Origin of the sequence: Paenibacillus sp. FSL R5-0486, assembly GCF_037975155.1 — a bacterium.
Taxonomy (GTDB): domain Bacteria; phylum Bacillota; class Bacilli; order Paenibacillales; family Paenibacillaceae; genus Paenibacillus; species Paenibacillus amylolyticus.
Map to the genome: position 1 here is coordinate 4,370,748 of NZ_CP150237.1, position 26,210 is coordinate 4,396,957.

The 26,210-nt window shown below is 46.3% G+C and carries 23 protein-coding genes and 1 other annotated feature; of the genes, 9 read left to right on the forward strand and 14 right to left on the reverse strand.

Annotation, left to right across the window (positions count from 1 at the left end):
- The first annotated feature begins 55 nt into the window (after window positions 1-55).
- Window positions 56-1,399, forward strand: a complete 1,344-nt coding sequence (locus MKY01_RS19360) for a serine hydrolase domain-containing protein (RefSeq protein ID WP_339283210.1) — start codon at window positions 56-58, stop codon at window positions 1,397-1,399.
- Between the two features lie 199 nt (window positions 1,400-1,598).
- On the opposite strand, the gene leuD is transcribed toward MKY01_RS19360, so the two are convergent.
- The 5 genes from leuD to MKY01_RS19385 form a co-directional block, all read right to left on the reverse strand.
- Window positions 1,599-2,201 (reverse strand): 3-isopropylmalate dehydratase small subunit, encoded by a 603-nt coding sequence (gene leuD / locus MKY01_RS19365; protein WP_036607574.1) that lies wholly within the window; start codon window positions 2,199-2,201, stop codon window positions 1,599-1,601.
- Between the two features lie 31 nt (window positions 2,202-2,232).
- Window positions 2,233-3,654, reverse strand: coding sequence for a 3-isopropylmalate dehydratase large subunit (leuC, locus tag MKY01_RS19370; RefSeq protein WP_036607575.1), 1,422 nt, complete (start codon window positions 3,652-3,654; stop codon window positions 2,233-2,235).
- 372 nt (window positions 3,655-4,026) lie between these two features.
- Window positions 4,027-5,484 (reverse strand): glycoside hydrolase family 1 protein, encoded by a 1,458-nt coding sequence (locus MKY01_RS19375; protein WP_282320939.1) that lies wholly within the window; start codon window positions 5,482-5,484, stop codon window positions 4,027-4,029.
- Window positions 5,485-5,529: 45 nt separating this feature from the next.
- The gene (locus MKY01_RS19380) at window positions 5,530-6,369 is read right to left on the reverse strand and encodes a PRD domain-containing protein (RefSeq protein ID WP_282320938.1); all 840 of its coding nucleotides are present in this window, start codon (window positions 6,367-6,369) and stop codon (window positions 5,530-5,532) included.
- Window positions 6,370-6,405: 36 nt separating this feature from the next.
- Window positions 6,406-8,304, reverse strand: a complete 1,899-nt coding sequence (locus MKY01_RS19385) for a beta-glucoside-specific PTS transporter subunit IIABC (RefSeq protein ID WP_100527258.1) — start codon at window positions 8,302-8,304, stop codon at window positions 6,406-6,408.
- 361 nt (window positions 8,305-8,665) lie between these two features.
- Here MKY01_RS19385 and MKY01_RS19390 point away from each other — a divergent pair, with 361 nt between their 5' ends.
- On the forward strand, window positions 8,666-9,586 hold the full coding sequence (locus tag MKY01_RS19390; RefSeq protein ID WP_315371254.1) for a LysR family transcriptional regulator: 921 nt from the start codon (window positions 8,666-8,668) through the stop codon (window positions 9,584-9,586).
- 234 nt (window positions 9,587-9,820) lie between these two features.
- Here MKY01_RS19390 and MKY01_RS19395 read toward each other — a convergent pair whose 3' ends face one another.
- The 4 genes from MKY01_RS19395 to MKY01_RS19410 form a co-directional block, all read right to left on the reverse strand.
- Complete coding sequence (locus MKY01_RS19395) at window positions 9,821-10,006, reverse strand: hypothetical protein (RefSeq protein WP_017687767.1); 186 nt, start codon at window positions 10,004-10,006, stop codon at window positions 9,821-9,823.
- 91 nt (window positions 10,007-10,097) lie between these two features.
- Complete coding sequence (locus MKY01_RS19400) at window positions 10,098-10,919, reverse strand: carbon-nitrogen family hydrolase (RefSeq protein ID WP_315371255.1); 822 nt, start codon at window positions 10,917-10,919, stop codon at window positions 10,098-10,100.
- 73 nt (window positions 10,920-10,992) lie between these two features.
- Window positions 10,993-12,615 carry an AraC family transcriptional regulator gene (locus tag MKY01_RS19405; RefSeq protein ID WP_339283216.1) on the reverse strand — a complete coding sequence of 541 codons (1,623 nt, stop codon included), beginning with the start codon at window positions 12,613-12,615 and terminating at the stop codon, window positions 10,993-10,995.
- Window positions 12,616-12,817: 202 nt separating this feature from the next.
- A complete protein-coding gene (locus MKY01_RS19410; RefSeq protein ID WP_053061609.1) occupies window positions 12,818-13,813 on the reverse strand; it encodes an ABC transporter substrate-binding protein in 996 nt (331 codons plus the stop codon).
- 261 nt (window positions 13,814-14,074) lie between these two features.
- Here MKY01_RS19410 and MKY01_RS19415 point away from each other — a divergent pair, with 261 nt between their 5' ends.
- The 7 genes from MKY01_RS19415 (at window position 14,075) to MKY01_RS19445 (ending at window position 21,502) form a co-directional block, all read left to right on the forward strand.
- Window positions 14,075-15,283, forward strand: a complete 1,209-nt coding sequence (locus MKY01_RS19415) for a pyridoxal phosphate-dependent aminotransferase (protein WP_339283219.1) — start codon at window positions 14,075-14,077, stop codon at window positions 15,281-15,283.
- A 64-nt stretch (window positions 15,284-15,347) separates the two neighbouring features.
- Window positions 15,348-15,562, forward strand: a binding site (T-box leader).
- An 82-nt stretch (window positions 15,563-15,644) separates the two neighbouring features.
- The gene (gene proB, locus MKY01_RS19420; protein WP_339283221.1) at window positions 15,645-16,748 is read left to right on the forward strand and encodes a glutamate 5-kinase; all 1,104 of its coding nucleotides are present in this window, start codon (window positions 15,645-15,647) and stop codon (window positions 16,746-16,748) included.
- Between the two features lie 58 nt (window positions 16,749-16,806).
- Entirely contained in the window at window positions 16,807-18,054 is a 1,248-nt protein-coding gene (locus tag MKY01_RS19425; protein WP_339283223.1) for a glutamate-5-semialdehyde dehydrogenase, read from the forward strand.
- A 36-nt stretch (window positions 18,055-18,090) separates the two neighbouring features.
- Complete coding sequence (proC, locus tag MKY01_RS19430) at window positions 18,091-18,951, forward strand: pyrroline-5-carboxylate reductase (protein ID WP_076317455.1); 861 nt, start codon at window positions 18,091-18,093, stop codon at window positions 18,949-18,951.
- Complete coding sequence (locus MKY01_RS19435) at window positions 18,948-20,171, forward strand: 2,3-diketo-5-methylthiopentyl-1-phosphate enolase (protein WP_339283226.1); 1,224 nt, start codon at window positions 18,948-18,950, stop codon at window positions 20,169-20,171. Before proC ends, MKY01_RS19435 begins: the two co-directional genes overlap by 4 nt.
- Window positions 20,168-20,845: a 2-hydroxy-3-keto-5-methylthiopentenyl-1-phosphate phosphatase gene (locus MKY01_RS19440; protein WP_315371259.1), complete on the forward strand. Its 678-nt coding sequence runs from the start codon at window positions 20,168-20,170 to the stop codon at window positions 20,843-20,845. The genes MKY01_RS19435 and MKY01_RS19440 overlap by 4 nt, the downstream gene beginning before the upstream one ends.
- A gap of 3 nt (window positions 20,846-20,848) precedes the next feature.
- Entirely contained in the window at window positions 20,849-21,502 is a 654-nt protein-coding gene (locus MKY01_RS19445) for a methylthioribulose 1-phosphate dehydratase (protein ID WP_315371260.1), read from the forward strand.
- 151 nt (window positions 21,503-21,653) lie between these two features.
- Here MKY01_RS19445 and MKY01_RS19450 read toward each other — a convergent pair whose 3' ends face one another.
- The 5 genes from MKY01_RS19450 to asnS form a co-directional block, all read right to left on the reverse strand.
- Complete coding sequence (locus tag MKY01_RS19450) at window positions 21,654-22,949, reverse strand: multi-tm2 domain protein (RefSeq protein ID WP_339283229.1); 1,296 nt, start codon at window positions 22,947-22,949, stop codon at window positions 21,654-21,656.
- A gap of 37 nt (window positions 22,950-22,986) precedes the next feature.
- Entirely contained in the window at window positions 22,987-23,439 is a 453-nt protein-coding gene (locus tag MKY01_RS19455) for a hypothetical protein (protein ID WP_339283231.1), read from the reverse strand.
- On the reverse strand, window positions 23,432-23,932 hold the full coding sequence (locus tag MKY01_RS19460) for a sigma-70 family RNA polymerase sigma factor (protein ID WP_152416945.1): 501 nt from the start codon (window positions 23,930-23,932) through the stop codon (window positions 23,432-23,434). The genes MKY01_RS19455 and MKY01_RS19460 overlap by 8 nt, the downstream gene beginning before the upstream one ends.
- 247 nt (window positions 23,933-24,179) lie before the next feature.
- Window positions 24,180-24,884: a DnaD domain-containing protein gene (locus MKY01_RS19465; RefSeq protein ID WP_339283233.1), complete on the reverse strand. Its 705-nt coding sequence runs from the start codon at window positions 24,882-24,884 to the stop codon at window positions 24,180-24,182.
- A 20-nt stretch (window positions 24,885-24,904) separates the two neighbouring features.
- Window positions 24,905-26,200 (reverse strand): asparagine--tRNA ligase, encoded by a 1,296-nt coding sequence (gene asnS, locus MKY01_RS19470; protein WP_017687752.1) that lies wholly within the window; start codon window positions 26,198-26,200, stop codon window positions 24,905-24,907.
- Between the last annotated feature and the right edge of the window lie 10 nt (window positions 26,201-26,210).

Genomic DNA, 26,210 nt, shown 5'->3' on the forward strand with positions numbered 1-26,210 from the left:
ATCCGCCAATGAAGCCAGAGACAGGACAGAAGTGCTGCAGGAGATCGACGAATATATGAATCGGAGCATGAAGGCCAATTACATTAAGGCTGCTTCACTGGCGATTGCCAATAACGATGAGGTCTTTTACGCAAAAGGCTACGGGACATTGGCGGACGGCCAGAAGGTTACGGGCAACACCCCTTTTCCCATTGCTTCACTAAGCAAGTCCTTTACTGCATTAGCCGTTCTGCAGCTGGTGGACAAGGGTCAGATCGACTTGGATGCGACTTACGCTTCCTATTTTCCAGAGCTTTCTCCACAGGACCCCCACGTTCTTGATATCACGGTCCGTCATTTACTGAATCAGACAAGTGGTCTCAATGACAAGATTAATCCCGATATGACAAAGACTCCGCAATTCCAATCACTGGCTGAAGCGAACCAATTATTAAACACGGTTCAACTTGCCCATTTCCCCGGAACAGCCTACAGCTATCATAATCCCAATTACGTGCTTCTGGCGAACCTCGTGGACAGTGTTAGCGGAGAGCGCTTTTCGGATTATCTGAAAAAACATATTTTTGAACCGTTAGGAATGAATCATACCTTCAGTGTCAATACAACGCAGCAATTCTATGAGAATAATACTATCCCGCTAGGACATTACCTGAGCTTGGGACGCGCTATAAGTCAATCCGAACCGCTTTGGTTCATTGAGGGTCCCGCCGGCATCGTTTCAACCGCAGAGGACATGTCCCTATGGATGCTTTCCCAATATAATGGCCGCCTCGTTTCCCCTGTGCTGATGAAACAATATCATGCCTCAGGAGCGATCGGTCCGTACGGCATGGGCTGGCTTGCAAACCAAGATGCGTCTAACGGCCAAACGATCTCCCACAGCGGCATTTTCTGGACCTACAAGTCCGAAGAACAGGTTTATTTGAACGAGCAAATGGGCATTGCCGTAATGTTTAATTCTGGTATAAACGCTTATGTGAATTACTCTTCATTTATTGATGGAATAGCGGACATTATGAGGGGGCAGGAACCCCAAACCTCTTTTGTAAACGGTCGGAATATGGAAACGATTATGATTGCACTGATCATCGCTACTCTTGCATGGGGCATCTACGTCTATTTTCGCATACTTCGGAAAAACCACCGCCTAACGATCAGCAAATTGATTATGATCACGGTTGGTAGACTGATCCCGGTTCTAATTCTCTTATCTCTGTCCCCCTTGGTTACGTTTATCGGCGGAGGACGTGTGCTGCCTTGGTTTGGCATCTGGACTACCCTATCAACTCCAATCATATGGCTTATGGTATGGTCACTTGTGAATTTCGTGCATTTGGCTTGTTATATCTACGTCTATTTTCAGAATACAAAAAACGACCCATTGGAGCTACCTCAGTAATCGATTTTTAGGTTCCTCTATTTAGTCGGCTGTTATAGTATCTGTTGAAGTATTCGGTCAAGAAAAATCAGGAGTTCTATGTATAGCTGACTTATTGAGCTAATTTAGCTTCTGAAATTACAAAAAGCTTCTGTCTCACCGATGGGAACAAGGTCCCTTTGGCGAGGCAGAAGCTTTCTGTTATGCAATACTTTAACGATTAACCGAACAGTTTTGCCGCGTGGCGTTGTTCGTAAGCAGCGATCTCATCATCATGTTGAAGAGTCAGACCGATATCATCCAATCCTTGCAACAGGAATTGACGACGGTGCTCATCCAGATCAAAATCGATATGCAGTCCGTATGCATCAGTAATCGTTTTGTTTTCCAGATTTACATTCATCTCATAGCCTTCATGTGTCGCTGTACGTTGGAACAAGTCTTCAACTTGCTCTTCTGACAGCTTGATTGGCAAAATTCCGTTCTTAAAGCAGTTATTATAGAAGATGTCTGCATAAGATGGAGCGATGACACAACGGAATCCATAGTCCAAAATCGCCCATGGCGCATGCTCACGGGAAGATCCACAGCCAAAGTTAGCACGTGAGATCAGGATGGATGCCCCTTCATAACGAGGTTTGTTCATTTCGAAGGAAGCATTATTGTTGCCCTCTTCATCAAAACGCCATTCATAGAACAAAAATTGTCCAAATCCGGTACGTTCAATCCGTTTCAGGAACTGTTTCGGAATGATTGCGTCTGTATCTACATTGACCCGGTCTACCGGTGCAACGATGCCTTGTAATGTTTTGAATTCTTCCATATTAAACGTTCTCCCTTCTGTCTGTTATAGATTAGATCGCTGCTTCTGTTTTGAAATTCCAGTCCCGTACGTCCACAAAGTGGCCCTTAACCGCTGCTGCTGCTGCCATTGCCGGAGATACCAGATGCGTACGTCCTCCGCGTCCTTGGCGTCCTTCAAAGTTACGGTTGGACGTCGAAGCACAACGTTGACCTGGCTTCAATACATCCGGGTTCATTGCCAGACACATACTGCATCCCGCATCACGCCATTCAAATCCAGCTTCCGTAAAGATTTTATCCAAACCTTCTTGTTCAGCCTGAATTTTAACACGTCCTGAGCCTGGTACAACAATTGCTGTAACCTGACTGGATACCGTGTGACCTTTAGCCACTTGTGCTGCTGCACGCAGATCTTCGATCCGTCCATTGGTGCAAGAACCGATAAATACATAATCAATTGGAATCTCGGCGATTGGTGTTCCCGGTTCAAGTCCCATATATTCAAGCGCTTTTTCAGCCGCTTTACGTTCGTTTTCTGTAGGCAGTTCAGCCGGAACAGGAACTTTCGAAGAAATGTCGGTTCCCATACCTGGGCTTGTTCCCCATGTCACTTGCGGAATCAATGTCTCCACATCAATTTCAACCACATGGTCGAACTCGGCACCTTCATCTGTTACAAGCTGTTTCCAACCTTCTACAGCTTCATCGAATTTCGCATCCGCTGGTACGTATTCACGTCCACGCAGATATTCAAATGTTGTTTCATCCGGAGCGATCAATCCCGCTCTTGCTCCACCTTCGATGGACATGTTGCAGACCGTCATACGCTCTTCCATGCTCAACTCACGGATGGATTCGCCTGTGTACTCAATAACATAACCTGTTGCAAAGTCTGTACCGTATTTGGCGATGACTGCGAGGATCATGTCTTTTGCGGTTACACCCGGGTTACGTTTGCCGACAAAACGAACTTCCATCGTTTTGGCTTTTGCTTGTTGCAAACATTGAGTTGCCATAACGTGCTCAACTTCACTTGTTCCGATTCCGAATGCCAGTGCGCCAAACGCACCGTGTGTGGACGTATGACTGTCACCACATACAATCGTTTTACCCGGGTGAGTCAGACCCAGTTCAGGTCCCATAACGTGTACAACGCCTTGATCAATCGTGTCCAGATCATACAATTTCACGCCGAAATCACGGCAGTTTTGCGAAAGTGTATCAATTTGTTGTTTGGAGATAGGATCTGTAATGTTGAAACGGTCTTTCGTTGGAACGTTGTGGTCCATTGTCGCAAATGTCAGTTCAGGGCGACGAACTTTACGTCCGCTGAGACGAAGGCCTTCAAATGCCTGTGGAGAAGTTACTTCGTGCACCAGATGCAGATCGATATACAGAATGCTTGGTTTGCCTTCTTCTTGATGAATTACGTGATTTTCCCAAATTTTCTCAAACATCGTTTTTTTACTCATCATTTTCACCTCATTATAAGTTCGGTCCTTGGAAGAGCCTCGTGTTTTCTTTAAAAAGTGAAGCTCTTGAATGACATAAATATATCACCCCGTCCTTCATTGTTCCAAGATATAATATCTATAGATGTAATAGGTTTAACCTATAATGTGAGAAAGACAAATAAACCACTGCTCATCGCAGAGGTTTTAATTGATAACAATTATCATTATCAGATAAGTCTTATACTACGTTTCCGCTGCTTCGCTGTCAATGCTTTTTATCTAGAACATAAAAAACAGCCCTGAATCCAGAGCTGCTTTGCTAGTTTCTGTTATGAAATGAAAATTATCATATCAACGCCTTCTATAGAGAGTACTTGTCCGACTACTGTATTACAAACCGTTATTCGCAATCACATCTTTGTACCAATAGAAACTCTTCTTGCGTTTTCTCTCCAGTGTTCCATTGCCGTCATTATCCTGATCTACATAAATAAAGCCATATCGTTTCTCCATCTCTGAAGAAGAATAACTTATCAGGTCAATCACTCCCCAACTGGTATAGCCCAGCAGTTCAACACCGTCCAGAATCGCCTCATGCATCTGTTCAATGTGAGAGCGGAAATAATCAATACGATAATCATCCTGAATGCTACCATCAGCTTCAATCGTGTCTACCGCTCCAATTCCATTCTCAACGATAAACAAAGGCACCTCGTAACGGCTGTACAGTTCATTTAGTGAGATGCGCAGACCTACCGGGTCAATCTGCCAGCCCCAATCATTCGTTTGCAGATACGGGTTCTTCACCCCTCCAGTTGTATTGCCACTCACCTGCTCCAATCGGTCGCCATCCACACTTGATACCAGGGACATATAATAACTGATTGAGATAAAGTCCACAGTGTGTACTTTCAGAATCTCTTCATCCCCCTCAAGCATATCCAGGTTAATCCCTTTTTCGGCAAAAAATCTCTTCGTAAAGTATGGATACGCTCCCCGCACCTGTACGTCCGTAAACATAAGATTGAATTGATTATCCCGGGAAGCAACGAGTACGTCTTCGGGATTACATGTATGAGCGTATGTTGTCAGTTTGGTAAGCATACATCCGATCTGGGAACCGGGAATGATCTCATGACAGTATTTCACTGCGAGCGCACTCGCTACAAATTGATGGTGCAACCCCTGATATACGGCCTGCTCCACATTTTCGAATCGCTCCGGAACAATACCACCACTCGTAAACGGATGACGAACAATGCTGTCAATTTCATTAAATGTAATCCAATACTTCACTTTGTCCTTATAACGGGTAAACACGGTTTTGCAAAAGTGAACAAAATACTCGACGACTTTCCGATCCGTCCATCCACCATGGTGATTCACCAGATACATCGGCATTTCATAATGCGATAACGTAATCAAGGGTTCGATCCCTTGTTTCAGCATGCCATCAATAACACGGTCATAGAACTGCAACCCGGCTTCATTCGGCTCAGTTTCGTTGCCATTAGGGAAAATTCGGGTCCATGCAATGGATAGTCGCAACGTTTTGAGACCCATCTCCCCAAACAGGGCCAGATCCTCCTCATAGCGGTGGTAAAAATCAATGCCTCTGCGTTTCGGATATTCTCTGTCCGAGGTAGACTCCATCGCAGTTTTGATCTGTTCTTCATTGATCGCATTATGTTTTTTATACTCACTCTTGGCTACACCTTTTCGATAGATAGCAATGTCAGCTGTAGACAGACCTTTGCCATCCACATTCCACGCTCCTTCTGCCTGATTGGCAGCAATCGCTCCTCCCCATAGAAATTCTTCTGGAAACGTTCTTGTTGTATTGGTCATTGTGTATTCCTCCTTGGATTATCTCTGTGACTCTTTCATTCTTGCTCAATTGCGACTCATGACCCGATTGATATGAATAATCAAATACATCATCTCTTCATTGGAGATCGTATGTTCAAAGCGGGCTTCAATATAATCCTTGATTAGCAGTACGCAGGCTTCTTCCTGCGGATATTTATTCGCGATCTGCTCAAAGAGCTCATGATCCTGCGTGTTTAATGTTTTATGTTCAAAAAGTCGTTGAATGAAAAACTGCAAATGGGTCAAAAAGCGTGAATAGTTGATGCTGTGTGTATCCAGCTCCACTTGATAGTGAATTTTGATAATATTGAGTACATCCTTGACGGTATTGGTCATCATCATGACCTGATTCATATTGTCATCATTCTGCTGCGCATTAACGAGATGAAAGGCAATATTCGCCGCTTCCTCTTCAGGTAGGGAGAGTCCAAGCTGTTTTTGAATGAGAGACAGGCCATGCAACCCGATACTGAACTCCTGCGGATAGAACTTTTTCACTTCCCACAACATTCGGTTCTGGATCGTCATATTGTCCTTGAATCGCTTCATGGCCATATACAGGTGATCTGTTAATGAGACATAGAGATGATCACTCAGATGGCGGGACAATGTATGTTTGGCGTGGGAGATGATTTCATCAGCCAGAATCAGATATTCTTTTGGCGTTTCCTTCATCAGGGCGGTGAGATCCGAAGAGATCGTTTCATTTTCAAGGACATAGATCTTCTCGATCTCATCCTCCCCTACGACATCTCCCGGTTTGCTCCTGTAGCCGATGCCCTTTCCCATCACAATAATTTCCTTGTCATCCTCACCACGTCTGGCAAGAACAATGCTCGAATTCAATATTTTTATGACTTCCATATCAGGCAGCCTGCCTTTCATTCATATTTCAGCGAGTTATAACACCGTAATTAATGGTTTCCCCGGTCCTGTTGTCGCCGCAGTTTCATTGCCCAGTATCTCCAGATAATCTGATGAATTGGTCACAATTACAGGGGTCGTCGTGTCATAACCTGCGGCTTGTATAGCTTCAAGATCAAATTCAATCAGGAGTTGACCATGAGAGATCTGTTCTCCTTCATTCACTTTTACATCAAAATGCTGGCCTTTCAGTTTCACCGTATCCAATCCGACATGAATCAGAATTTCTACACCTTCTACCGATCTCAGACCGATGGAATGTTTAGTGCGGAACACCGTCTCAACGGTACCATCAAACGGGGCAAACACCTTGCCAACACTTGGCTGAATGGCCATACCTTGTCCCATGGCTTCTTGCGAGAAGGCCTCGTCCTTCACCTCTCTTAATGGCAGAACTTTACCTTCCAATGGAGCAAAAACGATCTTTTTCGATTTGATCCCTTTGGATGGCTGGATTTCAGATTCGCCTCTCGCTTTGTTTGTAGGACTGCCTGCTATCGACACTGCTGTTGGAACAACATCCTGAAATCCAATGACATATACAGCGACAAACGCGACAATGGCAGAGATCAGCATGGTAATGATCGCATAGATAATATTCATATGATCTTCACTGATAAACATAGGCATAGATGCAATCCCCGGACCCACGGCAGCATATGCCTTGAGATTCACAATACCTGCGAACAACCCAGCGACTCCGGCGCCGATCATGCAGGCAAACAGCGTTTTCTTGAGCCTTAAATGTACACCGTAGAGAGCAGGTTCCGTGATACCGAATACACCTGAAATTCCTGCAGACAAAGCGACTTGTTTCAGCTTGATGTCTTTGGTTTTGAATGACACCGCCAGTGCGCCTGCTCCCTGCGCCATATTGGATGCCAGCATCGCGACCAGCACCAGTGTTTCATATCCAGGTGAAGCCAAGGCTGCGAAAATAATGGGATAAAATACTTTATGCATACCGAACATGACAATCAGAGGCATCAGTATAGCCATAATGACAACGGTCAACCATCCAATCTTATCCTGAATCCAATAGATCAGGTTGGACATTCCCGTTCCGAGATACATCCCCAGAGGTCCAAGTACAATCAGGGCAACTGGAGCAACAATGAGAATAACAATCAAAGGTTTAAGGAAAATTTTGACTGGTCCTGGTGAGATCTTGTCCGCGAACTTTTCAATGTAAGACATGAACCAGACCGTTAAAATAATCGGTACCACGGATGTCGCATATTGAACGGATGCAACAGGTATGCCAATAAAGGACACCGGATCTTCACCGCCAAGTAGACCAATCATATTCGGGTGTAACATGATTCCACCAAACAGAACGGCAACAAAGGGGTTCGTTTTAAATCTATTTGCACTGGAATAGGCCAGTAGAATCGGAAGAAAGTAAAAGGCAGCATCAGACATGACACTCAAAACGGTATATGTCTGGCTCTCTTTAGACATCAGGCCGGTCACGGTCGCCAGTAGCAAAAGTGCCTTAAGCATGCCCGAGGCAGCAATGGCTGGGATAATAGGTTGGAAAATGCCTGCAATGACACTGGCAAAAGTATTAAACAGTCCTTTGGGGCTATAATCCGCTTTTTGTTTCTCCTGAATTTCGTTTGATTGCCGAGTATCCATCATCTTGGCAAGTTCATTGTAGACGTACGCGACGTCATTACCGATAATAACCTGATATTGTCCGCCGCTATTCACTGCGCCAATAACACCATCAAGGCTCTTAATTTCTTGGGTCTTCGCCATATCCGGATTCTTCAGGGTAAGTCTGAGCCTGGTAGAGCAATGAATTAACGTGTTGATATTATCATTGCCACCGACCAGCTCCATAATCGATTGGGCTAATTGTTTGTAATTCATGGTGCACCTCCGTTTCTTGATGGGAACAAAAAAAGACCTAAAAAGGGTAGGAAAAGAGAAACTCTTCCCACCCAATCTAGGTCTTGCCTGCCGAACAGTAACACGCCATCGTTGGATGAATGTTATTCAATTATATGAACGAAAAAGAATATGAACATTTGAAATGGTTCTGTGCTAACACTTGAAACTGGTACACATGAAAACGTTGATTTTGTTTTACCCGGGTAAGTGGTTCTTATTAAGCGTTTTCAAAATTAGTATAGCAACTCTTCTGATGGAGTGCAAGCGGTTAAGCGAAATTAATGATTTCTTCATCTGTAATGATATAATGGTGGCATAACGAAAGGAATGACCGATGACGATGGAATTCAGACAACTTCAATATACGCTACAAATTGCGGCCGAACGCAATTTCTCCCGGGCAGCAGAGAAGCTACATATTGCCCAGCCTTCATTAAGCCAGCAATTATCCAAATTGGAAAAAGAATTGGGTGTGCTGCTGTTTCAGCGTAATACAAGTACCGTGGAGTTAACCCATGCGGGTGTTACGTTTGTCGAGCAAGCCCAGAAGATCGTAGATGCTGTGGAGCTATTGCGTCAGGAAATGTCCGATATCTCCCAGCTTCGCAAAGGTAAAGTCGTTGTAGGCAGCATGCCGATCACGGGCTCACACTTGCTCCCACATGTGCTTCCTGCGTTCCAACAAGCTTATCCCGAGATTGAGGTTACCTTATTGGAAGACTCCGGGCTTACGCTTGAGAAATTGACAGCAAGCGGCAAAGCAGATCTTAGTCTGTTATCTCTTCCTTTACAAGAGCCAAGTCTCGCCTACGTTGCCATTGGAGAGGAAAAGATTGATCTGGCAGTTCCCCCGAATCACCCTTTGGCATGCAGGGCAGATCCGGAACATCCGCTTCCTGTGCGAATTGAAGAGCTTCGGGATGAACCCTTTGTTGTGTTGAAAAAAGGTCAGGGCTTTCGCAAACTTACATTCGATCTCTGTGAGCAGGCTGGTTTTGATCCCCAAGTTGTGTTTGAGAGCACCAATATTGAAACCGTTCAGTCGCTGGTCGCCACTGGTATGGGCATTACACTGGTTCCACGCTTTATCGCCCGTGCGCCGCGCAGTGAGTTCGTGCCTGTGTATGTGCCACTTGCTGAGCCTACTCCTAGCAGAACACTTGTTGTGGCTTATCGTCAAGGAAGAGTGTTGTCGAAGGCAGCCGAAGCATTCATCCATACGTTTCAACAAACCGTGACCGAACTGTCAAAGGGAGACTAAAAAATTTCTCCTATGGGTATGGGTACATTTCATACTGAAACAAAACAAAGGCTTGACCCTTATGGGCCAAGCCTTTGTCATATACTCGTTTCCCGCATCCGCAGGATAGAGTTCTTACATTGCAATCACAGTAACTGGTTACAGTACAATGTTGCTTGTTAAGTTGTTTAGCTACAATGCTAATTTATAATGTTAACGTAGAAACGTACATAAGAAAACTTCATGTCTGGCGGTTTATTTACGCAAATTACGATCGCTTGTCAGCCTGTTTTGCTGATTCATTACACGGCCTTCGTCCTGAACAGTTGAATCAGGGGGTGATAGCCCTCCTGCTCCATTCTCTAAGAATGCCCTTAAGTGATCTTCCCTTGTGTTATCCTGTTCCAGTCTCCTGAGCGTATCTTTCACATGGTTGTCCATTGATTGATCATCCTCCTTGGTGACGGGATAGTTATCATTACCCGCGTCCTGGAAGAATAAACACTTTTTCTGAAGAATTTTATTTCAGTTTTTATTTTTTGCCAAAATAAACGCCAGGTCGACGGTCTTCAAATACGGGAATCCGTCCGCGAACCTCATCTACCAGAGATGGACGAATAATTCCGGTCACGATCTCTTCCCCTTCGCCACCTTCAGCCACAATCTCACCCCAAGGATCAATGATGAGGGAATGTCCGAAAAATTCGGTCTCTCCCCCTTTACCTACACGGTTACATGCGATCACATACATCTGGTTCTCAATCGCTCGTGCCGTAAGTAACGTACGCCAGTGGTGCAGACGAGGGTTCGGCCATTCGGCGGGTACAATCAATGCTTTGGCCCCGTTTAGAGCAAGGGTACGGGCAAGTTCCGGGAACCGGATGTCATAACAGATCGAAGCACCCGCTGTAAGACCGTTCTGCAATTCAAAAATTTCAGGTTCCGCACCTGGCTGTAAATATTTCTCCTCGTCCATCAGACGGAACAAATGTAATTTATCGTATCGTGTTACCTGTTTTCCTTCACGATCATAAGCGTACATTGTATTGTATATTTGACCATCCCGTTTTTCGGCAATCGAACCGCCAACGATGGAAATTTGATGTTTTTGAGCAAAAGCAGACAGCCATTCCCGTGATTTCTGGCCTTCCGGGTCAGCGAGTTCATGAATTTGAGTCAAAGCGTATCCGGTATTCCACATCTCAGGTAACACAGCCAGCCCCAGATCCGGATATTGTTCTACCGCACGCTTAAGCAACATCTGCATATGTTTATGATTGGCCTCAGGGTCTCCGAGCTGAATATCGCCCTGAATCAGGGCTACACGCATTTCTCCCTGTTGTTTTTCTGTCATGACAAGCACTCCTCTGAACCGTAATACCTGCTATCATAGCTTGATCCTCCTGAGGACTGCAAGCCTGTTTTTGTTATGAACTTGCACACAACAACTCAGGGAGCAGGGTCAACAATCGATCACTCGTGAGCGCATCACCCACATTCCATGTTGACTCCTCCACAGGATATACCCGTCCATTCTGCACAGCCGGAAGGGCCTGCCAACTGGGACTTTTCAGCAGCATCTCTGTAGCCTGTCTTGCCACAACTTCCTCAGGCAGCATAACAAACACATGATCTCCCGCGTACTGACGTACCGCTTCAGCCGAGATTTCCTTATAGGCTCTGCCTGCCACAAGTGCTTCCTTCACTTTGGTAACTGGCCTGAATCCCATTGGATGATATAACATAGGCGCCAGACCGATATTGCCCATAACAAATAATCGTGCACCCCGATGGTATGTAAATACGGATGCCGTTTCCCCCTCTTCAATCACAGTATGGATCTTCGCCCACATCTGCTCGGTACGCTCCGCATAGGAGGTTAGCCATTGTTCAACCTGCGGTTGTCTGCCAAACCAGCTGCCCAATCTGCGCATTCGTTCTTCCAACGTGGCATGTGAATTGTAAGCAAGCGTCGGTGCAATCCGGTAAAGTTGTTCATACTGTTGTTCATTACTACTATCAAAAATAATCAAATCCGGCTTCATGATAACAGCAGCTTCCACATTAACCGGAGCGACCGCGTCATATGTCCGATCTTCCAGCAACTGAATACCCAGCATCAGCAGATCCCCAGCGGAATCTCCGTAATACATAATTCGGTCCGGATTTACTGGAATATTCACATCATGACCCAACCAATCCTGTACCAATCTCTGCTGCTGAATCGATCTGTCATATTGACGAGGAGATAATCCCGTCATTTGGCGAAAACGCCTGCTGAAATAATACTCATCCTTAAACCCCACGCGACTCGCAATATCCCGAAGTGGTTCATCTGATTTGCGAAGCCAGTCCTTGGCATGTTTGATGCGTACATGATTCACATAATCGAGCGGCTTGTGACCCGTGAGTTGTCTGAAAAGGGTCGTATATTGTACAGGTCTGATCTCCGCAAGTCGTGCCAGTTTCTGTACAGTGATTTCTTCAGCATAATGGTCGTCCACATACTGAATCGTACTGTGTAGCCTTGCTTCCATACTCTGTTCCGTCTTTGGAGAAGTGTACCGGGTAATGATCATCTCCATCCATTTTTGGAACTGTGCATTCAGATGGCTGTATTCAGCATCTGTTTTATAATTCCGAATAACATACATCTGCTCCAGCAGCCCACTTAACGGAGCATAGGGATAGCCATTCAATTGGTTTCTGTGTTCAAAAACAGTGCGTGTAAAGAGCTCAGGATCACCCGTCAATACATGAATAACATCAAAAGCCATTATGATATATTTCAATTGCGAGTCATTACGATGTTCAATCTGGTACCCCTCTCCCGGAGAAAGCGGATAAACACATCCCGTAGCAAACGGAAAATGTTCATGTCCAATATATAAACGCCCATCCCCTTCTTCACAGATCAGGAACGCATGTTTCTCGCAAGCAACTTCCAACATCACCTGTTCAGGTGCTTCAATTCGTCGTACCAGATGATCCAGCCGAAACATGAATGCTGAGTAGAACAACGCTCCCCCATCGGCATCCAAAGCCTGCATGTCGGTTCACCTCGTTTTTCTAAAATGAGAATAATTATCAATCATTCTGTATGGTCTGATTATAAGCGAGAGATTGTTAATAATCCAGATATGAGTTTATTCAGCAAAAAAGAGCGTTCAACGAAATGTTGAAGGCCCCTTTTACTTTTTTTATAACTGCATTACTCAAAGGTGTTACTGCTGCCTCACTAGCTCGTCACCATTATTGAATCATCTGTTTTGGCAGCTCTTGTAACAGCCACTCCCTCGAAAGAGCATCACTAGAAGCTTTTACGATATTAAAACGATATACTTTTCCTTCTTTCACCGCAGGCAGGTTCTTCCAGATTGTACTATCCAGCAATTCCTTGGTGGATTGTTTCGCATCGTCGGTCACAGGATCCAGAATAAATATCCGATCACCGGCAAATTCAGATAATTTTTCAGTCGAAATCTCTACAAATCCCATGTCTTCATCCAATACTTTCTGGATTTCCGCGGTTGGCTTCAGCCCGTCTTTTCCGTATAACAACTGTGGCAATCCTGCACCCGCCATGACAAACAGACGATTCCCGGGATACATGGTGAATACCGAAGCGGTCTCCCCTTCTTTTAATCCGTTCTCATGAAGTTGCGTCCACATCTCTTCCGTCGCTTTTTGATGAGCTGTAACCCATTCCTCCGCTTCTTGCTTCTTATTCAACAAATCGCCAAGGATACGCATGCGATCTTCTATTAAACCAAATGAATCAAATGTAACCGTGGGTGCAACCTTTGCGATCTGATCATATTGAGCCTCGTCACTGTTGGAAAAAATAATCAGATCGGGATTCAGGTCTAACGCCTTTTCCACACTGATCGGAAATCCTACATCTTCTGCCTGAGCAACCTGATCATCAAATACGGTTCCCTCTTGACGAAGTATGCCGACAGGAACAACACCAAGCGCGAGTAGATCCCCTGTAACTTCTCCATGATAGATAACTCGCTTCGGATTTACAGGAATCTCAACTTCGTGGCCAGTCCAGTCTTTGAATATCCGGGTCTCGCCCTCATTCGTCTCTTCCGTTGCAGTTTGGGTCTCTGTGGTTTCTGTGGCTGCTTTGGAATCATCTGCGCCAGCAGCAGGTGTTGCAGCCTGATTTCCACAAGCCAGTAGCAGGATGGATAACCATGTGATCGTTAATAATACTCCCGTATTTCGTATGCCCTTTTTCATTTCTATTTCTCCCCCTATATCATGTGCGTTGTGCTATAAATTAATGATATTGATTATCATTATCGGATATTATCATAAAACATGGTTTCTCTCAGCTCAATGGACAAAACTAAATGAGCACTTTCAGTTTTGTACAATACTCCGCTCTTTGCTCCTATGTACTGTATATTCAAGTGCATTTCCCTCTATACAGCTCGGGATTGGCGTGATAAATTAATGAGAACTATTTGCCATTTTTAATAAACCGGAGTGATGAATCTAATGACCCATTCAGACCATATAACTGCTCGTTCAGCTTTTAAGATACCGACTTCTGATGTGATGACACAGCTGCCAACGCAATTTTTTGCTACCCTTGTTCAAAATGTAAATCGTGAAATCGCAAGTGGACATGACGTGATTAATCTGGGTCAGGGGAACCCGGATACACCTACACCACCTCATATTGTGAAAACACTGCAAGAGTCGGCTGAGAATCCCCTCTACCACAAATACTCCCCTTTTAGAGGGCACTCTTTCCTGAAGGAAGCTGTCGCCAAACGTTATAAGGAAGATTACAATGTTGATCTGGACCCCGAGACTGAAGTAGCCATTCTGTTCGGAGGCAAAACCGGATTGGTTCAGTTACCTCAGGTTCTGCTTAACCCCGGCGATACCGTTCTCGTTCCAGATCCCGGCTACCCGGATTACTGGTCTGGTGTTGCACTCGCCAAAGCAAACATGTCATTTATGCCTTTGCTCGAGTCCAACGCATTCCTGCCGGATTATGAAGCTGTTACAGCCGAAGATCGGGAGAAGGCCAAGCTGATGTTCCTGAACTATCCTAACAATCCAACGTCAGCAACGGCACCACTTTCGTTCTACGAAGATACGGTTGAATTTGCCATTCAAAATCAAATTGTTGTTGCCAGCGATTTTGCTTACGGTGCGATTGGATTTGACGGACATCGTCCCGTAAGTTTCCTGCAAGCCCCTGGTGCCAAAGAAGTGGGCATTGAGTTCTATACGTTATCCAAAACATACAATATGGCTGGATGGCGTGTTGGATTCGCACTCGGCAATGCAGAGATTGTCTCTAAGATCAATCTGCTTCAGGATCATATCTATGTCAGTCTCTTCGGTGGAATTCAGGCTGCGGCAACGGAAGCACTTACTGGCTCACAGGAATGTGTTGCCTCACTGGTTTCACGCTACGAATCGCGTCGCAATACGTTTTATGACGCTCTTTCCTCGATTGGCTGGCAAGCTTCGAAACCCGCAGGTTCATTCTTCAGCTGGTTGCCTGTACCTGCCGGTTATACCTCCGCTTCATTTGCAGACTTGTTACTGCAAGAAGCCAAGGTGGCCGTAGCCCCAGGTATTGGTTTTGGTTCGCATGGCGAAGGCTATGTGCGCGCAGGACTGCTAAGTGATGAAAACCGATTACGCGAAGCTGTGGAGCGGATTGGCAAGCTGAATTTATTCAAGTAATTTACAGGACCATAACCCCTTTGCATATGCCAAGTTTCCATGGTATGTTATAAGAAATATTGAACGAAACGTGATGACGGGACCAGTAAGAGAATATCAGTCGCGCCCAGAGAGTAAATTCCACCCTGCTGAAAGAATTTACCGTGACTCTTCTCTGAAACCTACCCCTGAGCGGCCTGTTACGTACAGGACAGTGCCTTCTGTTACAGGGCATGAAGCCGGATGATCTAATCATCAATAAAGGTGGTACCGCGGAAGTAACGAACTTTCGTCCTTTTTAACTAAAGGGCGGGAGTTTTTTTTGTACCCGCTAAAGCCTGCTCCAGAAGCACTTATTAATCATGTTTAAGGAAGTGAAACCATGACTTCACGTATTGTAGTTAAGATTGGAAGCAGCTCGCTTACAACGGAAGAAGGCGGTCTGGATCGCAGTTCGATCACTTTTTTTGCCAGAGAAATTGCAGCATTGGCTGATCAGGGCCATGAAGTGCTTTTGGTCACGTCTGGAGCGGTAGCGGCCGGATTCCGGGAGATCGGTTATCCTCAGCGCCCCAAACTGCTACATGAGAAACAAGCCGCAGCAGCCGTTGGGCAGGCATTACTGATGCAGGCATATCAACAGGCTTTTGCAGCGCACCGCGTTACTACGGCGCAAATTCTGTTAACTCGTACAGACTTTCACAGTCGTAAACGCATGGGTAATGCAGGTATGACTGTGGAGGAACTGCTCAATCAGCGAGTGATTCCGATTTTTAATGAGAATGATACGGTGTCGGTGGACGAATTGAAGTTTGGTGATAACGATCTGTTGTCCGCATTGGTTGCAAACCTGGTGAAGGCACAGCATCTGATCATTCTTACCGATACCAACGGCCTGTACACCGCAGATCCGCGTAAAGATCCTTCTGCCATGCGTTACGACCGTATCCCCGAAATCACGGCTGAGATCTATGCTTTTGCCGGTGGTTCAGGATCAACGGTTGGTACAGGCGGAATGCGATCCAAAGTCGATGCAGCCAAGGTTGCTACACGTGGAGGCGTACCTGTATTTGTGGGAAGTGTTAAAGAACCCGGAGATATGCAGAAGGCAGTTGATGGCACGGGCAAAGGAACTTACTTTGAGACACGACTCGCTTCGCTATCCCGTAAAAAGCAGTGGCTTGGCTTCATGTCTACTCCGCTGGGAACAGTCGTTGTGGATGATGGTGCTGAAGAAGCCCTTGTCCATGGGGGGCACAGTCTTCTACCTGTAGGGGTCAAGCGGGTACTGGGAACTTTCCATGCAGGAGACGTCGTAGAGGTCATTGGTATGGATGAAACCTTGCTCGGTCGCGGTATTGTCAATTATGATGATGACCAGCTTCGACTCATTGCCGGACTTCCCAGTGGTGAAGTGATGAAACAACTCGCTAGCATCCACAGACTTGAAGTTATTCATAGAGACGAATGGATTACGTTAAAATAAACATGAAGCTATATAGTGGTTGGAATACTCAACTTTATATATATGAGGAGGAATTACGATGAGTGAAGTCAGAGAAAAAGCCAGCAAAGCCCAAGCAGCGGTTCCACAGCTGAACCGATTGAATACAGAACAGAAAAATACGGCCCTGCGTGTCATGGCAGATGCTTTGATTAAGGGAACGGATTCCATCATTACGGCAAACGCCGAAGATCTGGCACGCGGCAGAGAACAAGGCACGCCGGAATCCATGCTGGATCGACTCGCCCTTAATAAGGAGCGGATCGCAGGCATTGCTGAAGGGTTACGTCAGATTGCAGATTTGCCTGATCCAGTCGGCGAAGTGTTAGAGACATTTACCCGTCCAAACGGATTACATGTTGAAAAATTAAGAGTGCCGATTGGCCTGATTGGCATCATCTACGAAGCTCGTCCTAATGTAACTGTAGACGCAGCCGGATTATGTCTCAAAACAGGTAATGCAGTGCTTCTGCGCGGCGGTTCCTCTGCCCTGTCCTCCAATCGTAAAATTGTGGAGGTGCTGCATCAGGCACTCACAACGACAGACATGCCTGCTGATGCTTTGCAACTGGTTGAAGATGCAGATCGTGCTTCCGTAGATGAGATGCTCAAGTTGAACGGACTGCTGGACGTTATCATTCCACGCGGCGGTGCTTCCCTCATTCGTAATGTGGTTGCCAATGCAACGGTACCTGTCATCGAAACTGGGGCGGGCATCTGCCATACCTATGTGGATGAATCAGCCGATCCAGTTATGGCAGCCGAAATTGCCATCAATGCCAAGGCACAACGTCCATCCGTATGTAACTCCATGGAAACGTTGCTACTGCATGCCGCATACGCGGAAGAGCATCTGCATGCTCTTGCCGAGCAATTCCGTGAGGCCAATGTGGTCTTGAAAGGTTGCGACACGGTGCGCCGTCTTGTTCCTTCTGCCCTTGAGGCAACCGAGGAAGACTATGCGACCGAGTACAACGACTACATTTTAAATATCCGGGTGGTCGAGAACCTGGACGAAGCGATGCAGCACATCGCACATTACGGAACCAAACATTCCGAGTGTATCGTAACCCGGGATACAGCCCATGCAGAGCGCTTCATGCATGATGTGGATGCAGCAGCCGTCTATCACAATGCGTCCACACGTTTCACCGACGGATTTGAATTTGGCTATGGAGCCGAAATCGGAATCAGCACTCAGAAACTGCATGCTCGTGGACCGATGGGACTACCAGCACTGACATCAACCAAATATCGGATTACAGGCAATGGACAGATTCGTCAATAATATCCCAGCACCAGTTATATAGGAGGAACGATAAATATGAGTCAAGAGCAACAGACGTTACTACAACAGAAGATTACTTTCCACGGAGCAGGCGCGATGGCTGAAGCCATCGTGCGCGGACTGATCTCCCGCCTAGTCGTTCGTCCTCAGGATATTACGATGCTGAACCGCAGCAACCAGAAACGTCAGGAGGAGCTCAGTACCCGTTATGCTGTACATACCGGAACTGCCTCGCAATCCTTGGATCACCTTGCCTCCACTCCGGTCATTGTACTCTGTATGAAACCCAAAGATGCTGCCGCAGCGCTACGCGAGCTTGGTCCGCTGTTATCACCTGATCAACTGATCGTATCTGTCATTGCCGGATTATCAATCCGCACGATGCAGTCCTTGCTTGGTCGTAAACAACCGATCGCGAGAACCATGCCGAACACATCCAGTACCATTGGACTCGGTGCAACCGGGCTTGCCTTCTCTACGGAGATTACGGATGAACAGCGTAGTACGGTGATGACCATGTTTGAAGCGGTTGGTATCGTAACCATCGTACCTGAAGATAAACTCGAAGTGCTCACTGGGATTTCCGGAAGCGGCCCTGCTTATGTATACTATTTAATGGAGGCCATGATTGCGGCAGGTATTCGTGGTGGCTTATCCAGCCAGCAATCTCGTGATCTCACTGTTCAGACGGTGCTTGGCGCATCACGAATGGTACAACAAACCGGTTTGGAACCGATGAAACTTCGTAGTGATGTGACATCCCCGGGAGGGGCGACCCAAGCAGCACTGAAGACGCTGGACGAAGGAGATTTCTTTGAAAATGTAATCGCAGCCGTCAACCGCTGTGCAGAGCGCTCACGGGAGATGGGAGCTGCTTTGGAAGGGGATTTAAAATGAATAACATGTGCACAGCCACATATCGTCTGCATGATGATCATGCAGACTTTCGCAAGAAGGCTCAGTCTATCGCGATTGGCATGACCGTGGGTAGCTGGACGGAGTTGCCGCAAGCCCAGCGTGAAGCGATGCAGAAACATCTGGGTGAAGTAATCAGCGTAGAAGTAAATGAAGCTGAAGGAATGGCTGCGGGGGAGCGTTACGCCGATATTACCATCGGATATCCTGATGTTAACTTCAGCCGTGATATCCCTGCCCTGCTCGTGACGGTCTTTGGCAAAATCTCAATGGATGGCCGGATCAAATTAACAAAGCTTGGTTTCTCGGATGGCTTCCTCAGTGCATTCCCGGGACCCAAGTTTGGACTGAATGGTGTTCGTGATCTGCTTGGTGTACATGATCGTCCACTGTTAATGAGTATCTTTAAGTCAGTTATCGGACTGGATGCAGATGAACTGCGTGAACAATTTATTCGTCAGGCCCTTGGGGGCGTTGATTTGATCAAGGACGATGAGATTCTGTTCGAAAATAAATTGACACCTATCGAAAAAAGAGTCGAGGTCTGCATGAAAGCTGCCGAACAGGCACGCCAGGAGACCGGCAAGAAACTTCTGTATGCAACCAATCTTACAGGACCTACATCTCGTCTGAAGCAACAAGCTGAACGCGCTATTGGTGCAGGAGCCAATGCCCTGTTATTCAACGTATTGTCTTACGGATATGATGTGCTGCATGAACTCAGCAGTGATCCTGACATCAATGTGCCAATTATGGCTCACCCTGCTCTTGCAGGTGCACTGTATCCTTCACCACATTACGGCATGTCCGCTTCGGTTGTACTAGGCCAGTTAATGCGTCTTGCGGGTGCCGATCTGGTGCTCTTCCCTTCTCCTTATGGTTCGGTTACGATGCCGAAGGAAGAAAATATGGCGATCACAGAGCAATTACTGACAGCCGATCTGCCAGTACGAACCAGTATGCCAGTGCCTTCAGCCGGTATCCATCCAGGCCTTGTACCGCTCATTTTGCGCGACTTTGGCACGGATGTCATCGTTAATGCTGGTGGCGGTATTCATGGACATCCTATGGGCACTGAGGCAGGTGGACGTGCATTCCTGCAAGCCATTGAGGCAGCTCAACGTTCCATTCCACTCGCGCAGTATGCAACCGAGCATCCGGAGCTGAAAAGTGCATTGGATCTGTGGGGGGGCGAACGATGAGAAGTGATAAAAAAACAGTCATTTTCTGTGACTTTGACGGTACGATTACGCTCTCGGACAATATTGTCGCAATCATGAAACATTTCAAGCCTGAGGGCATTGAAGCGATTATGAAAGATACAATTGAGCAAAAAATCTCGTTGCGTGAAGGTGTTGGAGCCATGTTTGCTCTGTTGCCTGCATCGCAGAAAGATGAAATTGTGGAATTTGTGCTTGGACAAGCGGGGATCCGTGAAGGATTCAGCGAGTTTCTTGACTACGTTCGCAGCGAAGGGATCGAATTCAATGTGACCAGCGGTGGTATGGACTTTTTCATTGAGCCGTTACTCGCACCATTTCATATCCCGCAGGATCATGTCTATTGCAACGGAGCTGACTTCTCGGGTGAAACCATTAAGATTGAATGGCCAAATCCCTGCCAACCTCCTTGCGAGAACGGCTGCGGCATGTGCAAAACAACAGTGATTCGTACCTTCCCGGAAGAACAATACAATCGAATCCTTATTGGAGACAGTCTCACAGATTTTGAGGGTGCCAAAATTGCCGATCTCGTCTACTCCCGCTCCATTTTGACGGATAAATGTATTGAACTTGGTGTGGACCATGTGCCATTCGTTACCTTTTACGATATCATCGAAGATATGAAACAGAAGCAAACACAAGGAGTGCTGTAAACGATGGGCTTTGAAAAGATTACATTGGAACAAAAACGTCAGGTCCTTGAAGAACTGGCTGATATTAAAGCGTTGTTTGCCGGTCGTAACTGGTTCCCCGGAACAAGTGGCAATCTGTCGATGCGTGTAGGAGACTTTGACCCGGAGCAATTTTATTTTGCGGTTACCGCCTCAGGCAAAGACAAATCTCTTCGCACTCCGGAAGACTTTCTTTTTGTGGACAAACACGGCAAAGCAATTGAAACAACAACGTTGAAACCAAGTGCCGAAACGTTGATTCACTGTGAAATCTATCGTTTGACTGGTTGTGGTGCTGTATTCCACGTGCATACTGTGTTTAACAACCTGATCAGTGAATTCTTTGGAGCAGATGGACACGTACCGATTCAAGGAATTGAATTGATCAAGGCTTTCAACATCTGGGAAGAAAATGCGGAGATTCGTGTACCCGTCCTGCCTAACTTTGCAGATATTCCATCTATCGCTGAATTGGTGCCAGGTGTACTTGATGCCAACGTACCAGGGATCTTGCTACGTAACCACGGTATATATGCGTGGGGCAAGGATGCTTTTGAAGCGAAACGTCATCTGGAAGCGTTTGAGTTCTTGTTCGAAGTGATGTACCGTCAACTTCTGCTGAAGGGCGCTACGAAATAGCAATCATTTATTCGAAATCAAAGTTGCACAACCAAAAACACGCCAGAGGCTGATATACATAGCCCTTGGCGTGTTTTTATGTTGTTGGATAACAGCGATTAGAAGGTTGCTCTGTCATCGTAGTGTCAGTGTAAATAATCTTTAGGTCACTCTACAGTCGATCATCCCGATCCTTGAATAAAAAGAGACTGTCTGCTCCCTCATCATTTTGATGAGCAGCACTTTGGATACCCGTCCCCCGTTGCTTGCCAAACAGCAGTTTCAAACCGCCAAAAATGAGCAGCAAGGATACGATGACGGTGTTTAAATAGGAACGTATCTCATACGTCATAAATGCATTAGGGAAGAGCTCATTCAGCTGTGGAATGACAAGACGGATCGTCAGGTAATATAGACCCAGCGCGGCAATCCCGAATCCAATCAGACGCTGATGGCGGGCCCAGTCCTTGAAGATTGGTTGATCAACCAATGGTTCGCGTCCATAACGACTGGAGCACTGGAGCCCGTCAAAGAAGCTGTAGAACCAGATCAACGGAATCATGAACAGAAACACCGATAAGTGAAGCAGGTCCAGAACATAGATGCTACCCAGGAACAGGAACATCAATTGCATGCCTCTTTTCTGCAATCCCAGATAGAGATGACCTGCACCTGGAAAAGCGGATAGCAGCGTTGCAAGCACTTTGCTACGTCGTCCGGCTACTCTGCCCATCTCCAATTCTTCGAATAATGTCCGATCCTGCAATATCTCACCAGCCTGCTTACGGTGGACATGCTGCACCGCGTCAAACATGCAGTATACCCATATTACAGGCAGTATGAGTAGGAACATCAAAAATACCGATTCATTCGTGATCGAAGCTACAAAAACCATCATGGCAAATGAACCAAAGAACGCCATCAAGAACGACAAACCGCGATGCAACAATCCCAGATGAAGGTGGCCCAATCCCGGAACAAATGAGAGCAAAATGGTGAAGAATCGTTCACCCTCACTGCCTTTTCGGTACATGGGTTGACCATAGGGGCCCTCAGGATGGCCATATTCACCACCTGGATGTTGATGATGCATCTCATCTTCATTCATCCGCTCCAAAGGATCTCCCTGACCAGCGAATGGTCCTTGTTGATAGGCTGCTCCTTGATTTTGAGCTCCGTAATGTGCCCCATAACCTTGGTAGCGAGCATCACGTGGAGATGGCGATCGGAGCAGAAGTATGCTGATATCCAGCATACTGACTCCCCAGAAGAACATGGCACATAGTGCACCAAAAATCATCAAGTCCTGTTGACCAAACGCCCATGCCAGCATGAATGAGCCAACAGCTGTTCCGAAGAAAAGCAATGGATAGATCACGGCTCTTGCGGCTCGACCCCAATACATAAAACCAAGACCGGGTATCAGGTTTAATAGAAATGCGAGTAATTTGTTACGATCTGAGTGCACAGTCGTCATCCTTTCTTTTCAGGCAATGCGAAACCATTTATGGTTTAGGCTTGAGGTTATCCAGCCATGAAGTGGCTGCCTCCGTCCATTTCTCGGTAAAAGACCCTCTGTGGTCGCCATCCTGGAACTTGTGATATGGTGCTACCTTGTCAAAAAGTCCAGACGAGAGGAAGATCAATGTCAAACAGGCCGCTACTGCGTAATGGAACACTTTATGATCAAGCCAGCGCCGGTTTCGTCCAGCACGGGATTTGCGTTGTACCTTGGGTGATTGAATGCCCTCAATCCGATGCATGACTGAATCCGCAAACCCTGTTGGGTCATGTAGCGGAGGCAGTTCTCCATGGATACCAAGCGCTTCCAGATAGATGTCCATCGCATCCGGATCTTCCATCAGAAACTGTTCCATTTGGTTCGCTTGAGTTTCACTCATGTGGCCTTCAATATAATCAGTCCATTGCGCAGCGGTATACTTCTCCTGTTTACTCACGCCATTCATCCTCCTTCCAATGTTTTCGAATCCACTGCCGTGCACGATACAAGCGGGATTCCACGGTCTTCACAGCCACCTGTGCATCACTGGCAATCTGCTCATAATTTTTTTCGCTTAGATAATACGCAGTGATAATGTCACGATGCTGAGCAGGCAACTGATTAATTCGTTCGCGAAGTTTATCCTGACGCTCTTCACGAACGAGACGGGTAAGAACGTCTTCATCCCGTCCGGGCATATTGATTATTTTTTCTTCTCCACCCAGATCCTCAGCAGTTCGTCTGCCCAGCTTGCGTTTGGCATCAATCGCTTTGTGAAAGGCAATTCGGGTTAACCACGTTTTGAAACCTTCAGAACGGTAGTCGGGGAGAGACTTATACATCTGTATGAACGCCTCCTGAGCTGCATCCTGTGCTTCCTGATCGTTCCTGAGTACGGAATAGGCCACATGGTATACATGCTGGCTATACTTATCAATCAGAGTACGCATCTGGGATGTATCTCCTTGACGGATTTGTTCGATTACGCGCGCTTCATCAATAACTCTCCCCTCCTCTCCAATACAATAGACGACAGCTTGTGTGTTAACCCCTGCGTGATCTATCAAATTTTTGTAAAACAAAATGAAATCATTGCCTGAAAGGTTGATGTTGCTGATCACTCATCCAATCTTTAATCCAAAAAAAACAGGCACAGAATGACTTCTGGCCTGTTTCTTGTCCCTGCCTACGCTGGAATTAACGTCCACCATTACGAAACCGCTGTGTGTACGCCTTCGCGTCTTGAACGGTCTTAACACGATTGCGACTCCACTCAAGCAGTATTCGATCGATATACCGGAAATGTACTTTGCCTGCAAAAACCGCTTCCTTCAGAGCCATTAGAATCAATTCCTCTTGATAACGGTCCTGATCCAACCAGCCGGATATCGTCTCGCACTCCATTGGAGAGAGCGGACGTCCAAATTCTTTTTCAAAGATGGAGAACATGTTCCGTTCTTCCTCTTCTTTTTGAACACTGTTCGAATCTTGACGTGCTGAATTGCTACTCTGCTGCTCCGCACGGAATGCGGCTACTTCTTCAGCAGTGCACTTTGCAAGCTTGGCATATAATCCATGTAAATCATATCGCTCGTACTGGATGTCCCGTTCTTCGTCACGGTGCTCGTCAATAGCAATATACCCATCCCTCATCAGACGTTGCAACATTCTGGCAATGCCTTCAGGTACAAGTCCCATGCGCGCCGCAAGCTCTTCAAGCGTGGGAAACTCATTGAACTCTGCCTGACGGAACCCTAGCAGTTGAATCAGAAGAAGCACTTCTGCATCTGATAGGCCAAGCTGGTGATAAAAACGTAACAAGGCATACGGCAGATGGGCTGTACCCGAAGTCATGCCATAAGCTGCTCCATCCAACCAAGCTTTGGATGTGGTGTCTTCCATAGATGCTCCTCGGTTAAACATTAAGGGTACAGACGATAGAGCATACGTGGGAATGCGATTGTTTCACGTACATGATCCAATCCACAGATCCATGCTACCGTCCGCTCCAATCCCAAACCGAAACCGGAGTGAGGAACCGATCCGTATTTACGCAAATCCAGATACCATTGGTAAGCTTCATCCGAGAGATTGTGCTCCTCAAAACGTTGTTGCATCAATTCCGGATCATCGATACGCTGCGAACCGCCAATAATCTCTCCGTAGCCTTCTGGTGCAATCATATCAGCACAGAGAACAACTTCTGGGCGATTCGGATCTGGTTTCATATAGAAAGCCTTGATTCCAGCAGGGTAATGCGTGATAAAGACAGGTGTATTGTACTTCTCAGCAATAGCTGTTTCGTGTGGTGCACCAAAGTCTTCTCCCCAAGGAATATCAAAGCCTTGTCCATGCAGGAATTCAATCGCTTCATCATACGTAATACGCGGGAATGGAGCTACGATGCCTTCGAGTTTGGATACGTCACGACCGATAGATTCAAGTTCTGCACGGCAGTTTTTCACCACGGATTGAACAACATGAGCGATAAATTTCTCTTGTACGCGCAGACTTTCCTCGTGATCTACAAATGCCATTTCCGGCTCAATCATCCAGAACTCAATCAAGTGACGACGTGTTTTGGACTTCTCTGCGCGGAATGTTGGACCAAAGGAATATACTTTGCCCAGAGCCATGGCTGCGGCTTCCATATACAATTGACCACTTTGTGTCAGATAAGCATCTTCATCAAAGTATTTGATGTGGAACAGGTTCGTTGTTCCTTCCGCAGACGATGGTGTCAAAATCGGAGGATCAACTTGTGTGAATCCGTTACCATCAAAGAACTGCTGAACAGCGCGAATAATCTCTGCACGAATCACCATAACAGCACGTTGCTTCGTAGAACGAAGCCACAGATGACGATGATCCATCAAGAAATCGACACCATGCTCTTTAGGCGTAATTGGATAGTTTTCAGTCAGGTGAATGATCTCAACCCCTGTAACAGTCATCTCGTAACCGGACGCACTGCGAGGTTCTTCACGAATAATACCTGTAACATACAAAGAGCTTTCTTGAGTCAGGCTCTTGGCATTGTTCCAGATCTCTTCACTAACTTCACTTTTCACAACAACCCCTTGGATATATCCGGTTCCATCACGTAGCTGCAAAAACTGAATTTTACCGCTGGAACGTTTGTTGTTAATCCAGGCACCGATTGTTACGGTTTCGCCCACATGCTCGTTCACATTACGAATTACACAATTCGTATTCATGCCCATATCT

Bases quoted from the DNA above. Each gene is read 5' to 3' on its own strand.
- MKY01_RS19360 (WP_339283210.1), top strand. From the start codon at position 56: ATGAATCGGAGCATGAAGGCCAATTACATTAAGGCTGCTTCACTGGCG.
- leuD (WP_036607574.1), bottom strand. From the start codon at position 2,201: ATGGAAGAATTCAAAACATTACAAGGCATCGTTGCACCGGTAGACCGG.
- leuC (WP_036607575.1), bottom strand. From the start codon at position 3,654: ATGAGTAAAAAAACGATGTTTGAGAAAATTTGGGAAAATCACGTAATT.
- MKY01_RS19375 (WP_282320939.1), bottom strand. From the start codon at position 5,484: ATGACCAATACAACAAGAACGTTTCCAGAAGAATTTCTATGGGGAGGA.
- MKY01_RS19380 (WP_282320938.1), bottom strand. From the start codon at position 6,369: ATGGAAGTCATAAAAATATTGAATTCGAGCATTGTTCTTGCCAGACGT.
- MKY01_RS19385 (WP_100527258.1), bottom strand. From the start codon at position 8,304: ATGAATTACAAACAATTAGCCCAATCGATTATGGAGCTGGTCGGTGGC.
- MKY01_RS19390 (WP_315371254.1), top strand. From the start codon at position 8,666: ATGGAATTCAGACAACTTCAATATACGCTACAAATTGCGGCCGAACGC.
- MKY01_RS19395 (WP_017687767.1), bottom strand. From the start codon at position 10,006: ATGGACAACCATGTGAAAGATACGCTCAGGAGACTGGAACAGGATAAC.
- MKY01_RS19400 (WP_315371255.1), bottom strand. From the start codon at position 10,919: ATGACAGAAAAACAACAGGGAGAAATGCGTGTAGCCCTGATTCAGGGC.
- MKY01_RS19405 (WP_339283216.1), bottom strand. From the start codon at position 12,615: ATGCAGGCTTTGGATGCCGATGGGGGAGCGTTGTTCTACTCAGCATTC.
- MKY01_RS19410 (WP_053061609.1), bottom strand. From the start codon at position 13,813: ATGAAAAAGGGCATACGAAATACGGGAGTATTATTAACGATCACATGG.
- MKY01_RS19415 (WP_339283219.1), top strand. From the start codon at position 14,075: ATGACCCATTCAGACCATATAACTGCTCGTTCAGCTTTTAAGATACCG.
- proB (WP_339283221.1), top strand. From the start codon at position 15,645: ATGACTTCACGTATTGTAGTTAAGATTGGAAGCAGCTCGCTTACAACG.
- MKY01_RS19425 (WP_339283223.1), top strand. From the start codon at position 16,807: ATGAGTGAAGTCAGAGAAAAAGCCAGCAAAGCCCAAGCAGCGGTTCCA.
- proC (WP_076317455.1), top strand. From the start codon at position 18,091: ATGAGTCAAGAGCAACAGACGTTACTACAACAGAAGATTACTTTCCAC.
- MKY01_RS19435 (WP_339283226.1), top strand. From the start codon at position 18,948: ATGAATAACATGTGCACAGCCACATATCGTCTGCATGATGATCATGCA.
- MKY01_RS19440 (WP_315371259.1), top strand. From the start codon at position 20,168: ATGAGAAGTGATAAAAAAACAGTCATTTTCTGTGACTTTGACGGTACG.
- MKY01_RS19445 (WP_315371260.1), top strand. From the start codon at position 20,849: ATGGGCTTTGAAAAGATTACATTGGAACAAAAACGTCAGGTCCTTGAA.
- MKY01_RS19460 (WP_152416945.1), bottom strand. From the start codon at position 23,932: ATGCGTACTCTGATTGATAAGTATAGCCAGCATGTATACCATGTGGCC.
- MKY01_RS19465 (WP_339283233.1), bottom strand. From the start codon at position 24,884: ATGGAAGACACCACATCCAAAGCTTGGTTGGATGGAGCAGCTTATGGC.
- asnS (WP_017687752.1), bottom strand. From the start codon at position 26,200: ATGAATACGAATTGTGTAATTCGTAATGTGAACGAGCATGTGGGCGAA.